This window comes from Mycobacterium sp. ACS1612 (genome assembly GCF_001667505.1).
Classification (GTDB): Bacteria; Actinomycetota; Actinomycetes; order Mycobacteriales; family Mycobacteriaceae; genus Mycobacterium.
The window spans coordinates 198,325-211,704 of record NZ_LZHZ01000035.1; the positions used below are offsets into that span (position 1 = coordinate 198,325).

9 protein-coding genes are annotated in these 13,380 nt (G+C 68.5%); all 9 read right to left on the minus strand.

The genetic code is table 11. The features are described 5' to 3' along the window. The 9 genes from A5724_RS16315 to A5724_RS16355 are packed head-to-tail and all read right to left on the minus strand — an operon-like array spanning position 1 to position 13,371. Positions 1 to 1,953, minus strand: coding sequence for a hypothetical protein (locus A5724_RS16315; RefSeq protein ID WP_067803719.1), 1,953 nt, complete (start codon positions 1,951 to 1,953; stop codon positions 1 to 3). Then, the gene (locus tag A5724_RS16320) at positions 1,950 to 3,755 is read right to left on the minus strand and encodes a hypothetical protein (RefSeq protein WP_067803722.1); all 1,806 of its coding nucleotides are present in this window, start codon (positions 3,753 to 3,755) and stop codon (positions 1,950 to 1,952) included. The genes A5724_RS16315 and A5724_RS16320 overlap by 4 nt, the downstream gene beginning before the upstream one ends. A 13-nt stretch (positions 3,756 to 3,768) precedes the next feature. Further along, positions 3,769 to 6,177, minus strand: a complete 2,409-nt coding sequence (locus tag A5724_RS16325) for a hypothetical protein (protein ID WP_067803725.1) — start codon at positions 6,175 to 6,177, stop codon at positions 3,769 to 3,771. Beyond that, on the minus strand, positions 6,174 to 8,231 hold the full coding sequence (locus tag A5724_RS16330; protein ID WP_067803727.1) for a phage tail protein: 2,058 nt from the start codon (positions 8,229 to 8,231) through the stop codon (positions 6,174 to 6,176). The genes A5724_RS16325 and A5724_RS16330 overlap by 4 nt, the downstream gene beginning before the upstream one ends. Further along, complete coding sequence (locus A5724_RS16335; RefSeq protein WP_067803730.1) at positions 8,228 to 10,198, minus strand: putative baseplate assembly protein; 1,971 nt, start codon at positions 10,196 to 10,198, stop codon at positions 8,228 to 8,230. Before A5724_RS16335 ends, A5724_RS16330 begins: the two co-directional genes overlap by 4 nt. A gap of 3 nt (positions 10,199 to 10,201) precedes the next feature. Continuing rightward, positions 10,202 to 10,597, minus strand: a complete 396-nt coding sequence (locus A5724_RS16340; protein WP_067803733.1) for a GPW/gp25 family protein — start codon at positions 10,595 to 10,597, stop codon at positions 10,202 to 10,204. Positions 10,598 to 10,608: 11 nt separating this feature from the next. After that, on the minus strand, positions 10,609 to 11,355 hold the full coding sequence (locus A5724_RS16345) for a hypothetical protein (protein WP_067803736.1): 747 nt from the start codon (positions 11,353 to 11,355) through the stop codon (positions 10,609 to 10,611). A 7-nt stretch (positions 11,356 to 11,362) separates the two neighbouring features. Next, positions 11,363 to 12,172 carry a phage baseplate assembly protein V gene (locus tag A5724_RS16350; RefSeq protein ID WP_067803738.1) on the minus strand — a complete coding sequence of 270 codons (810 nt, stop codon included), beginning with the start codon at positions 12,170 to 12,172 and terminating at the stop codon, positions 11,363 to 11,365. Then, positions 12,172 to 13,371, minus strand: a complete 1,200-nt coding sequence (locus A5724_RS16355) for a phage late control D family protein (RefSeq protein WP_067803741.1) — start codon at positions 13,369 to 13,371, stop codon at positions 12,172 to 12,174. Before A5724_RS16355 ends, A5724_RS16350 begins: the two co-directional genes overlap by 1 nt. Positions 13,372 to 13,380 lie beyond the last annotated feature (9 nt).

Sequence of the window (13,380 nt, forward strand, 5' to 3'; positions counted from 1 at the left end):
TCAGCGCGGTCCGATTGCTACGAAGGTGAACCCGCCGTCCGCGCGGGCGCCGTCCGTATCGGCGGTCGCGATGACGGCGCTGTCGGCGAGGACCTGGTCGACGACGGCGGTCTCGGATGCGGTGACGGCGTTCCCGTTGTTCGCAGTCAGCGACTGATGCACGCGGGTCACGACCAGCGTGGGTTGTCCGGTGAAGGGCGGGGTGAATGTCAGCTCGTAGCGGCCGTTGCCGGCCGCGTTGGCCGCAGTGAACCCGTCGCCGGCGAGCGCGGCGCCGCTGGCGTCGACGGCTCCCCACACCACGCGGATTCCCGCGGTGCTGCCGACCCCGTAGAGGTTCGCGAAACGCAGATCGCCGACCACATCGAGCGACACGGAGGGGGTCCGCGTCCCGACGCCGACCCTGCCGGAGTGCCCGTCGACCATCAGCCGGGACGCCCACTGCTGGTTGTCGCCCGGCACGGTCGAATACACCTCGAAGCGGGGGCCACCGTCGAGGGCGTCCATCTCCACAGTCACCGCGGGCTTGCTGGGGTCGGGAAATACCCAGGTCGCGTTCGCCCGGTCGTGATGGGCGTTGAAAGACAAGCTGCTCCAACGGGAATCACCGCTGACGTACATGGCGTTCTGCCGGATCCCGTCGGCGCCGGCCACGTGCAGGGGGTTGGTCGGGGCCTTCTCGCCGATCCCGAGCCGTCCGCTGGCGGTCAGTGACGTCAGGGGTGCACCGGATCCGAGGTTGTAGAACCGCAACGCCCGGGGCCCGTCGGTGTTGGACTGGATTCGGAAGTTGTCGGTGGCGGTGCTGCTCGCGCCGATTTGCAGGCCCTGCTCGGCCAGGTGCAGCAGCGCCTTGGGGTTGTCGGTCCCGATACCGACCTCACCCTTGTCGGTGACGACGAACTTCGCTTCGTGCTGGTCTTGGCCGCTCGGGTCGGTGCCCGAGCGTCGCGCGACCACGAACCGGTTGTCGCCGGCCTGCTTCTCGCCGATCACCAGGGTCAGCGCGGCCCTGCGCGCGGCCGGGTCGTCTTCGCGCAGCACCTGGAACGGCGCCCGCGGATCTTCCGCGTGCGACGCGACGAACTCGACCTTGTGACCGAACAGCCGCACGTCGCCGTCGGCGCGAATGTCGCCTTCGACGCACAACAGTTCAGTGGTCGAGAACGGCGAGTAGGGGCGGGCACGGTCGTGGATACGCACCACGCCGCCCGTCGCCTCGACCGACCCCGCGACGACACCGACGTACTGCCGGCTGCGAGCGTGGCGGCGTTTGGCCGGCTCGTCGCGCTTGACGAATCGGCCCGGGTTGCCGGGCTGATACATCACCACGCCGAGCGGCAGCAGCCACAGCGCGAAATCGCCCTCGCCCGGCAGGTTCTGGTGCGGCACGTCTGCGTCGGGGAACTCCGGCGCGGCCGGGTCGAAAACGCGCAGCGCTTGCGCCGCATCCATTGTGCGCCCGGCGATTTCGATGGGATCGCGGCGGGCGCTGACCTCGGTGCGCGGGCCGACCTCGATCGCGAAGCGCTCCGTGACCCGCGAGTACGCTGACGTGGCATCGCACGTCTCAAAGCCGCGTCGCGGCCCTTGGCCGAGGGTTTCGTCGTAGCGGATCCAGACTTCCACCGGCAACGCCGCGGGCGGCGGGTTGTCCGGAACGACCGTCGCATCGAAGGAGGCGAAAAGCCCCGTGGACAACTTGGCGGGTTCGGCGACAACGATGGGCCGCCCGAAGCCGTCCCACGCATAGCCGGGCTGGATCACCACATCCAGCGACGCGTTGGGGCCGGGCACTTCCACCAGATCCAGCCCGAGGGCGATGCCCCATCTGTGCGCGCCGAGCAGCAGCCGGGCCCGCTGTGTGCGGGTGTAGTCGACCGCCGCGGTGAGGTCTGCCGCCGATAGGTACTGGCCCTCGTAGAACCGCGGGCGGTCCTGCAGCTCGGTCACTGCTCCGGCCCCTTCACCTTGAGGTTGCGGATGGTGCGGGCCTGCGAGTCGACGGTTCGCTTGAGTTTGGCCATCGCCGTCTCCAAGTCGGCGATGCGGTCCTCTGTCGGCGTCTCGGTGCCGTCGGTGAACCGCTGCGCCAGTTGCTGCGGAAGCACGTCGGCGCCCGCGCTGACCCCGACCTTGCCTAGAGCCAATGCCGCGAGCGGGTTGTCGAGTTCCAGTTGCGTCGCCAGCGGCGCACCCGCTTCGGTGCGCGCACCCAGAGCACCGAGCACGGTGGCTTCCAGACCGGACAGCGTCGACCACGTCTCGCGGTACTGCGACGCCAACGCGAGGAACGACGTGGCTTCGCTGACGGTCTCGGCGCCCGCCTCCGGCGGCTGCGCCACCGCCTCCTCCTGCGGCGGGTGTGCGGGGCCCGGGTGTGCCGGCCCAGCCCCGGGTTGCGTGCGGACGTTCAACTGCGCATCGAAGTCGAATCGTGGCTGGCGGATGTCGCCGCAGCACAGCCGGACAACGGCCGCGCGAAGCGCGCCGAAGATCGGGATCCAGCCCAGCCAGTACTGCAGCGTTGGTGCCGTGATCGCGAACTTGCGCGCGCTCCAGTTGCAGATCTCGAGCACCCGCAAGTCCGAGGACCGCACGGTGAGCACGGCGAGCGGCACGCAGTCATCGGCGCAGTCCTCACCACAAGCCGGGAGCAATGCCGAGCAGACACAGTCGCGGAAGAGCTCGATCGCGATCTGCACCATGGCGGTGATCGCCGCTCGGGTGCGCACGGGCGCGTCCTCGTCGTCGGATCCTGGGATCACGATGTCGAACAGCCGCTGGCCGAGCGTGCAGTCGTGCACGTTGCCCGTCTCGATGAGCTCGCGAAGATCTTCTTTGAGCTCGCGTGCGTAGTCGATGAGCTGGCCAAGCCCTGGGCTGGTGGGTAGCCGGGTGATGCTGGCGCTCAGCCGCTCCAAACAGTCCTTGACCAATTCCGGCAGCTGGTGCTGCGGACCCTGTGCCCAATTCGACGGTGCTCGCTGCAGGACTCCGCCCACGCCGGGGCGCTGCACACGTTCGGGCTGCAGTTTGGTCAGCGCGAACCGGTAGCCTTCGCAGATTTCGGTGGGTTCGCAGCTGGCCGGTGTCGTTGACCCCGACGAGCAGGAACCGCCGCAGCCGCAACCACCTGAACCGCCACCGGAACCCCCGCAGCCTCCCGAACCGCCGCACGAACCTCCGCAGCCGCAGCCGCTACTGGAATGTTTGAGGCTGCTGACCGGTCGAGCGGGGCGCTCCTCGTAACAAATACCGAGAATCCACTGCTGGCGCGCGGCCTCGGAGTCCTTCCTGGGTTCCGAATACGGCGGGCAGTCGGCCCGCGCGCCGAGGGCTCGCTGCTCCTTGATGAGGGCGCCGACGTCGACGTGGGCGTCGCAGCACACCACGATGTCCTCACCGCAGGGCCCCAGCGCGTAGCCGGTGCGCACGGTGACGGTGTCGTCGCACAGGTTGCACACCACCTCCAGGCCGCAGACCACGCCGACGCCGTGCAGGTAGCGGTTGTGCAGCCGGCTCTTGCCGACGATGTAGTCATCGAGCTTGCGGAAATCGGCGGCGGTGATCAGCTGGCCGTCGAAGAACCGCGGGCGACACCGGCAGGTCAGCCCGTCGCACGGCTCGCATTCGTCGCAGACGCATTGGCCGTGGCTGTCGATTCTGCCCAGCGCCGGCCGGCGGGTGCCGCGACGCACCAGCGATGTCGAGCTGCCTCCGCATCCGCAGCCGCTCTTGTTGTGTCGGTTCATCTTTACCTCGCCTCTAGCCGAGAACCGGCAGCAGCCAGCTCTGGAACAACCCGCCTTGGACGCCGAACTCGCCGCCTTTGGGCCGGTCTCCGGTCGGGAGTTCGGCGCGGGTGAACTCCGCGTCAACGGCCCGACCGTCGATGTCGACGACGAACTCGCCGTTGATTCGGACACCGAAGTCGGCCCGGTCACTGAGTCTTTCGATCAGTCGCCGCACCGTTTCCTCGTCGAAGAGGAACGCGATCGCCTCGGAGAACTGTGCGCCGGGCATGACTTGGGCCTTCTCGATCAGGTCGTTATTGGTCGCCAGCACCTTCACCGGTTTGACCTCACCGCGCATCGGGCAACGGCAGCGCATGCCAAACGCCTCCTCGGCCTCCCGCGCGAGCGGGTCGTGCGCGTCGACGATGAACACGTGCTCGCCGTCGATGCGCAACGCGTCGACGGGTCGGCTGAACGCCACGACGAGGCCGGGCCGTCCGTTGCCGTCGTCGTCGATCAGCGGATTCATAATGAGCTTGTCGGCGTGGCGCCAGCTGAGCATGACGATCTGCGTGAGGTCCTTTTCGAGTCCCTCACCGGGGTCGCCTTTCGCGCCCGGAGCGCCGGGGTCACCGTCCTTGCCGGGTTTGCCGTTCTCGCCGTTGAGGCCCGGCGGCCCGGGCGGACCGACGCCGCCTCCTGTCGTGCCGCCGTCCATCAGGCAGTCGATGGCAGTCTCGAGTGCCGCGGTGCTGCGCAGCCGCGTACGGCCGGCCACGTTGTCGATGCGCGCCACCTTGGCAGCCGCGTCGGCTTGCGGGTCGGCGCTGGGGTCGGCGTCGAGGACGGCGAACCCGGGGCGGTAGCGGTGAATGGTGCCCAGGACGACGCAGTCCGGTTTGTCGCCGCCCGGGCAGTCCGACAACTGCTCCCATTCGGCGCGGCAGGACTTGGTGAGCACGTCGAAGACCGCCACCCCGCCCGGGTCACCGCCGGTTCCGGTGTAGGCGACGTAGACCGCGGTGCCGGTGCCGGACAGCGCGACGGCTTTCGCGTCTCCGCCGAATCCCAGTGCGGGGCCGGCGGCATCGGGCCGCCCGGCAGCAAGGCGGCTCACGCCGACTGGCTGGATCAGGCTCTGCCCGCCGGAGGCGGCGACGGTGTATGCCCAGTCCTCGCCTGCGGCGTCGACCGCGGCGCCGGTCAACGTGGCGGCGCCGGTGGTGGCGGCGTCGTCGTAGTCGTAGACGGTGACGGCCTTGTCGTCGGTGGCGACGACAAGCACGTCGGGTCCCGCCAGCAGCGTGGTCACCTTGCCCGCCGGGACGGTCACGAAGTCGGTGACGGTGCCGGCGGCGAGGTCCACGAGATCCACGCGCGTCGGGTTGGGGTCGGCGGCGGCGGCGTCCGCGGCGACGTAGGCCAGCGGCTTGTCCGGATGCACGGCGAGCAGTGACCGGTCCTTGTCGACGGGGATGGTGGTCGGGGCCACCGGGGAGCCGCCTTCGAGGTCGCTGCCGTAGACGGTGAGCGTGCCCGGCGTGCTCTGCAGCAGCAGCAGCCGGCCGTCTTTGGTGACCGCGGTGGTCGCCGGGGACTGGCTGCCTGTCACCGATTCGTCGTGGGTGGTGGCCAGCGTCGTTGCGTCCAGGACGGTGACGGTCAGCGCGCCGGCGTCATCGCGGGTTGCGTAGAAGTGCCCGCCGGGTGCCGCGTCGAGGCCGTAGACCTCGGAGCCGAGGTCGGTTGTTTTGGTTGCGGCACCGCCGGGGTCGACGAGGTGAACCTTGGTGCCCTCGCCGACCAGCAGCCGTCCATCGGACAGGGCGGTCACCAGCGAGGCATCGGGAAATGCCAGGTCGGTTCCGCGCACCAGGGTCGGGCCGGTCCACGTCGGCCCGGTCGCGGGCGGATCGACGATGACGCTGACTTCGAAGGACTCGAGGATCCGGTTGGGTAGGCAGCGGTCGTCGTCGCAGCCGCACTTGTCGTAGAGCACCGGCACCGGTTCGATGCCGCACTCCCGGAAGCGCAGGCAGATCTGCAGTTCGTGGAACTTGTCGTCGTCTGGGGCCAGCGCAGCGATGCCGGGCAGCGAGGCCAGCTCGATGTCCTCCTCGGCCACCACGAGGATCTCGTTGCCGCAGCAGTCGATGGCCGTGCCCGGCGTCAGCCGCACGAACCTGGTGCGGCAGTCGGGATTTGGGTGCTGGATGATCCGCAGCCCGCAGACCACGCCGGTGCCGTGCAGCCGCTGGTGGTGGTGGCGGATCTTGTCGCGGAAGTACTGCTGCTCGTCGGTGAAGTCCCGTTCGAGCAGCAGCTTGCAGGTGAAGAAGTTGTTGCGCGTGAACGGCGCGATGGTGCAGGACTCGCAGCAGCAGCCGTTGGCGTGTCCGACTGTTTCGACCGTGTGGGTCATGATCTGGAACTCCTTCACCCGAGAACTGTGGTCGCGCCGACGGCGGCGCCGCTGATGGGCTGACGGTCGTCACCGTCGAGGACTGAGGCCGGGCCCAGGGTGGTCTGACCGAGGGTCACGCCGGCCGGCATCCGGGCGATGACGGTGTCCAGACCGATGCAGGACTGAACGCCGATCTGAAACCGCGCGTCGACGTACTCCACTTGGCCCACCGTGTGCGCGGGGCTGCCCCAGGCGACGAGCCGCTCAAGCGCGCGGCGCCGCTGCTCGGTGCGTCCGGCGCGCGCCGGGATGAACACCGTGAATTTGTGGGCGTAGACGTGGAACGGGTCGCGCAGCGGGTCTTGGGTTGATTTCAGTGCGGTACGGCCTATTTGAGCGTTGGTTCCCAGCTGGCTGCGTTGCACGATCGACTGGCCCCATAGCACGGTGCGGTCGCCGAGCGTGCTTGCGCCCGCCTCGAACCAGCGGCGAAGGCGGAAGTGTTCGAGGATCAGCGGTGGCGGCACGTAGCGGTGCGGCTCGGCGGGCGTGGGCGGGCAGGTCTGGCGCGGTTCCCGGCAACTGGTGCACCCGCACGTCGCCCCGCATGAGATCCGGTCCAGTCCGAGCGCGATGAGCAACAGTTTGTGCAGCCCCGCGACGGTTCCGCGCAGGTCGAGGATGTTCCCGGCGTTGGCGACGATGTCGCGTTGCAGCGACTCGGGCAGACAGTGGTCGGGACGCAGCCCGATCCAGGAGGCCAGCCAGTCCAGGTGCGAAGTGGCGTGAGGGTCCAGCAACGCTGGCAGGTCGTCGATCGCGGCTTCGCTGTCGCGCAGGCTGCGATCGAAGATGGCCAGCAGCCGGTCGGTGAAGTCGGCGCTGGTGGGCTCCGCGCCGTAGACCGCGGGCAGGAATCGGCGCAGGCTGATTCTGGGGAACTCGATCAGTGCTTCGTCCAGGCGCGGGGCGCTTGAGCCGTTGCCGGTCAGTCGTAGCCGGATCCACAGGTAGCGCCCGCCGGGGCTGCGCACCAGCGGATCCCATTGGCCGTCGGCGAAGGCCGTGCAGGTCAGGCGGGTCGCCCAGGCCCGTTCCGGTAGCGCGATCACCTCCGCGGCCGACAGCGGCACCTGCGCGGTGTGGGTGTCCAGTGCGATGGTGGCGCCGTCGGGCAGATCGCCGATGAGAACGACGCGGTGCCAGGTGCATTCGTCGATGAGGCTGTCCAGGGGCCCGAGGATGGCAGTGGCGGATTTCTCGTAGTGCTGCGGCGGCGGCGTCGGCGCGGCGACCGGGTGACCGTCCAGGTCGTACCAGGCGGCGGTCGGCGGGACACACCGGCCACCGAGGTGCATTCGGCCGTCGCCTGCTACGTCGAACGGGGCTGGGGGAAATGCCGAGCCCAGGTCATCGGCCGGCTCGGTTGCGGCTGTCGCGACCCCGTCGTCGATCCGGTAGGCCTGCATCGGCCCGGCGGCGTAGAGCGTGCCGTCTGTGCCGATCGCGATGAAACGTGACGCTCCGACGCCGGGGGTGTTGCCGTGGTAGCGGCCCGACCAGCCGAAGTGGTGCACCATCCCGTTGCGGGGGTCGATGATGTGCACACGCAAGCTGTCGTCGACGGCGACGCCGGTCGGCTCCCACGCCATCGGTGCCTGCCAGATCCCGGATAGCACCAGCTCGGGCACCACCATGACCAGCACTCGCTGCTGCGCTGGGTCACAGACGAACAGGTGCCCGGCGGCGGCGGCGATCCCGGCCGCCGATGCGATGTGCGGCGAGCACGGCGCCTCGTTGAAGGAGCATTCGCACGGGTCGAATCGGTGCAGCCGCGCGCGCCCGTGCGGCAGCAGCCAGACCTCGCCGCCCTCGGTGACGGCGACGTTCGCCGGTGTGCGCAGGCCCCCGAAGCTGCCGGAGGCCTCGGTGAGCAGACGCAGCGAACCCGGGAACCGGGGAAGCCGCAAACTTCCCGCGGCCGACTGCAGGGTCGGTTCGAGGATGGGCCATCCGAGTCTGCCGCCCAGCAGCAGGGTGAATGGGTCATGGGGCGGCTGACGCAGCTCGGGCACCGTGTTGATGGTCATTGTGCCCCCAGGGGTGTGCGGGCGTAGCTGACCGTGATCCGGTGGGTCCGTGAAGAGGCCAGGGCGTCGGGATGCAGGGCGACGTCGCGGCATTCGGGTGCCTCGACACCGTCCACGGTGATCACCAAGCGGTCGACCGAGGAGACGCCGGCGACCGAGAAGACCCGGTGGAAGGTCCTCGAAAACGAGATGGTCCCGCCGAACGGCCAGCCCAGCCCATCTTCGCCGCCGCGCAGCGGATGGAAATAGGTGAGCAGTGTGCGCTCGACCTCTCGCTGGACCGCAGCCAGGTCGGCCGCCTCGTCGGCCACTACGTCGACCTGGACGCTGACGTCCTGGTAGGTCGGGGGTGCGACGTAGACCTCGGTGGTGAGCAGCCGGCGTTGGTCGAGGTAGGCGCAGACGGTGCGCAGGGTGCCTTCGCTCGGCCTCGGTTGCGGATCGAATGAGTCGGGTACCACGACGACCGTCACCACGCCCGGCACCGCGACGTCCGGGAAGTCGGGGTGGCGCAAGGGAAGCGCCTTGGCGCGCGCGATGTCGGCGGCTTGGGTGGCGAAGAATTCGAAGTCCTCTGACGTGACTGCGCGGCAGCGGGCGCGGATCGCCGCCGGGGCGCGTTGCTTGGCCTGGTCCAGGTTTTCTTCGTCGCGCCCGCCGTAGCTGTCGAGCAGATTGACGACGCCGTTGTCGTCGATGCCCGCCACGCTGTTGCGCAACGCGTGCAGCGCGCCGGCAGCGACATTGCCTTTGGTGCCGCCGCCGTACCGGTAGCGGCGGGCCACGACGTTGGCGCCGGGGTTGTTCACGTTCGCGATGGGGATGGCCCCGCGTCGTCCGTCGCCGAACCGCACTTCCCCGGTCGTGCGGTTCAGCACGTAGTGCGGGTCGCGTGCCGAGGAGGCGAAGAAGTCGGTGACCTCGGTCCAGATCTCTGGGCCCGATCCCTGGTCGACCTCGAGGTTCAGGCTGCCGGCCAGCACGGGAGTGTTATTGACGCGGAACCTCTGGTCGGGCCGGCCGGTGCTGCCGCCGAGCACCTCGTCTTTGACCGTCTCCATCTGGGTCAGCGTCATCGTGTTGGTGCGCAGGGCACGCAGCATCGGTGGGCGTTCGTATTGGCTGGTGATCAGCTCGGCGCGTAGCCAGTACAGCGGCGCCGGTTCGGGGGGAACGGTGGTGGTGGCCAGCCCGTCAGGTGTGCGCAGCACGATCTCACCGCTGCGGGTGAAGGCCAGGGTGTCGTCTTTGAGCAATGTCAGTGGGGTCCAGTCGAAGCCGTTCCACCCCGACCAGCGCACCGTTGCCGAGGGATACGAGGGGGTGGCGCCGAGCCCGCAGGTGACCGCGCCGCGCCGACCAGCCTCGGCTGCCCAGGCGTAGACGGTGAACTCGGTCGCGGGGAAGGCGGCGGCTGCGTCGAAGCCCAGCAGCAGGGCTGCGCCAGCGGAGGCGGTCGGCCCGAAGGGCCGGAACGGGGCGGCGTTCCCGTTGGCCTCGGTGACCGCTTCGTAGGTCAGTGTGCCGTCGTAGGCGAGGACCGCTTTGAGACTGGGCCGAAGCACGGTCAGCGCCTTGGTCGCCTCGAACACCAGCGGTGGCCCACCGCCCTCGGTCTCGGCGATGACTTGGGTGCCTAGCGGCACAATCGTGGTCGGTTTGGCGAAGCCGGGTTTCATCGGGAACGTGATCTGTACCTGCGCCGGTTCGGCGGGGCGCAGCTCCTCGCCGAGCAGCTGGAGGAACTTCAGGTAGTTCAGCGCGGGCACCTGGTTCATCCGGTAGGCCAGCATCTCGCCGAGCCACGCGAAGACCTGCAGCATCGTGATGCCCGGGTCGCTGTCGTTCAGGTCGGACCAGATCGGCTGCCACTCGGGGGTGTAGCGCGAGATCCGCGACCGCATCTCGGCCACGATCGCGTCGTAGCTGTGGTCGTCGAGCACGGGCAGGTGGTCCTCGAGGGGCATCGGTCACATCCCTTCGGTGATGAAGAAGGGGTAGACGAGGTTGCCGCGTGCGTTGTTGGCTCGCACGCGGTAGTCGATCCGGATGAGCAGCACATTGGGCTGGCCGGGGGCAGCCGCGACGTCGACGGCGAGCACGTCGATGCGCGGCTCGTAGGTGATCAGGGCCTCCCGCGCCGACGCCGATACCTCGGCGATGGTGCTGGGGTTGTCCGGGGCGAAGACGAGGTCGTGAATGCCGCAGCCGTAGGCCGGCAGCATGGGCCGTTCCCGTTGGGCGGTGCTCAGGATGAGGTAGATCGACTCTTCGATCTTCTGCTCGGCGCGTGAGGTGGCGATGGCACCGCTGGGTGTCACCTGCGGCGGGAATTTCCAGCCGACTCCGAGAAACGCGCGATCCATGCCTCGGCCCCCTACACCAGCGTCTTCTTCGTGCCGCCGGCCGCGGGACGGTATATCACGCGTTCGGTCTCGAGGTCCCCCGCGACCACGACCCGCCGGCCCACGGCGGGGTGCAGCTCGATCGAACCGTCGGGTTTGAGCACCGCCGAGGCACCCGCGGCGTTGCTGAGCGTCATCTCCGCGCCAGGGCTGTCCCGGCGGATCACCAGACTGCCGATGACCTGGCGGCCGGGGTTCTTCAGCAGCAGCCTGGCCTCGGTGGCGTCCTTGGGCTCCTCGCCTTCCCCTGGGCCGAGCACCAGCAGGTTGCGGTCGTTGATCCCGCCGAAGGTCACCGAGTCGCTGGGCCCGCTGAGTGCCACCTCCTCGCCGTCAGCGAACAGGGCTCGGAACCAGTACGACGGATAACCTGCGATGGCCTTGACGAATTGCGGCTGCCCGGATGCGTCCTGGCCGACGGCGGCGACGATGGTGCCTTGCCAGGGAGCCGGCTGTGCGGGCAGGTACGCCAGGGGCGTGTCGGCGACCGCGGAACCTTCTGCCAGCCACTGCCTGGCGGCCGGATCCCATACTTCGGGGGCCGAAAGCGCTGACGGCTGGCGGTATCCCACCAGGGAGAAGGTGCTCAGTTCGACGGGAGTTTGCGGGGCGCTGTCCAGCAGTACCGGTCCGACGGTCACTGTCAGCGGCAACTCCAGCGCGGCCACCGAGCTGCTGAGCGCCTCGTAGGTCAGCTGGGGGGCCGGGACGGTCAGCATGGTTGCCTCACAACAGGTTCCCGACGCCGGGGGTGTACATAGCGCTGACGACCGCGCTGGACAGCAAGGTTTGGCACTGCACGACGCCGCTGAACATCGCCATTGCCGCGTTGACGCGCAGCATCGCGGTGTCGACGTTGACCGACGGCGCTATCACCGACACTGCACCGGCCGAGATCACTTGGGACATCAGGCTGTTCACCGAAACCGCACCGGCGGGGGCGGATATCGATACGCCTCCCACGTCAGAGATCGTCAGCGACACCCCGGTGACGGTGCGCAGCTGAATCTGGCTTGGGGCGTCGTCGATCGTGACGGTGGTGCCCGTGGTGGTGGACAGTTCGATCTGGCCGGGGGTGTCCTGCATCCGGATCTTCTGACCGCCGGCGGTGGTGACTTCGACGTACCCGCCGGGGTCGTGCAGCTCCAGTTGGTGGCCGCTGTCGCTGCGCAGGCGAACGCTTTCCTGCCCGCTTCGGTCGTCGAACTCCAGGACGTGTCCGGCGACGCTCTTGACGCGGCGGACGTGGCGGTCGATGCCGTCGTACGGCGGCGTGTCGAGCCCGTTGTGCAGGAAGCCGAGAACGATCGGATGGTTGAAGTCGCCGAACTCGAACGCCACCAACGCTTCGTCGTCGATCTCGGGCATGTAGTAGAACCCGCGGTCCTTACCGGCCATGGGCGAGGCGATCGGCGCCCAGCCGCTGTCGGCCTGGTCGGCCAGCCACGGGAAACGCAGCTTTATCCTGCCCTGCTCCTCGGGGTCGTCCAGTGACGTGACCAGGCCGATGGTGACGCCGTAGAAACGCTGGTCCATCAGTCGACACCGGCCTCGCGTCGGCAGCTGAATGTCGTCAGGTAGCCCGACTCGTCCATGCTGTGCTGGGTTTTGGTGACGAAGTACTTCCCGGACAACCGTGCGCCCAGCTCCTTGATGACGACGATCTGACCGGCCCGAAGTTCCGGCAATCCGACGATCTTCACGTCGGCGGTGACCAGCTCCTTGGTCTGGTCGAGCAGGATCGCGATCGCGCGCTCGCGGGCCTCGCAATTGGTGAAGACGGGCTCGTCGACCACCATCTCCTCGCGGGCCGCGCACGCGTTGATGACCCGGTGCAGGTCCTTATTGGCGGTGATGCGTTCGTCGTCCAGATCCACGGTGCGGCTGATGGGCTCCTTGCGGGTCCGGTGCCAGCCCCGCACGGTGACCTTGCCGATCTGGTTGGCCGTTTTGATGGTCGGTTTGAACTCCAGCAACGACCGGCCCCACGCGAGTTCGTAGACCACGTCGCGGATGCCGGGGATCATGCCGGGGCGTGACGGCCCGAAATAAAGCTGCCGTGGCCGTGTCTCGTCTGCCTCCTGGACGAACATCACATAGCCGCGCTTGCGGGCCCGCTGGAACAGGAAGTCGATGTCGTAGGTGTTTTGTTGCGTGACCAGTGGGATCGACTTTTCCTTGCCGAGCGCCTCGTCGTCGATCTTGATCGGCAGCGGGAAGCGTTTGTGGCCGTTGTCGGTGCGCGCGGCGATGTCGCGCGCGATTTCGCTGTCCTTCTTGTCGGTCCAGGTGGTCGTGTACTGCTTGCGGCGCAGCTGATGCAGCACGTTCATGCCGCTGACGGTGAGTTCGGCGGCGCCCCCGGCAAAGGATGGCTGCATGGTGGTGAAGCTGCCCCGCAGCATGGTGATGAAGTCGTTGCCGTAGCCCATCCGCAGCTCGACCTCTTTGCCGCACGGCTCGAACAGCGTGACGCGCGGGTAGTCGGCGTGGCCCGGCTTGAGCATGCTCGCGGTTTCGGAGCCGATGTATTTGAATCGGTGGTTCGGTTCGTCCCAGTTGTTGACGACGAGGTCGAAGCTGTCGAGGCCGTCCACGTCATCGCGATAGGTGACGCTGCGCACGTCGAAGACCACGTCGCGGGGCAGGTTTGCGCCTTCGATCTTGACCTCGTACCGCGGCACGTAGAAGCCGCCGAGGCGGTCGGCTTCCTGCTGCATGGTGGTGGTCGTCACGGGCGCGTC

What these genes read in the sequence shown, in the direction of transcription:
- A5724_RS16320 (WP_067803722.1), bottom strand. Translation starts at nt 3,755, where the DNA reads ATGAACCGACACAACAAGAGCGGCTGCGGATGCGGAGGCAGCTCGACA.
- A5724_RS16330 (WP_067803727.1), bottom strand. Translation starts at nt 8,231, where the DNA reads ATGACCATCAACACGGTGCCCGAGCTGCGTCAGCCGCCCCATGACCCA.
- A5724_RS16335 (WP_067803730.1), bottom strand. Translation starts at nt 10,198, where the DNA reads ATGCCCCTCGAGGACCACCTGCCCGTGCTCGACGACCACAGCTACGAC.
- A5724_RS16340 (WP_067803733.1), bottom strand. Translation starts at nt 10,597, where the DNA reads ATGGATCGCGCGTTTCTCGGAGTCGGCTGGAAATTCCCGCCGCAGGTG.
- A5724_RS16345 (WP_067803736.1), bottom strand. Translation starts at nt 11,355, where the DNA reads ATGCTGACCGTCCCGGCCCCCCAGCTGACCTACGAGGCGCTCAGCAGC.
- A5724_RS16350 (WP_067803738.1), bottom strand. Translation starts at nt 12,172, where the DNA reads ATGGACCAGCGTTTCTACGGCGTCACCATCGGCCTGGTCACGTCACTG.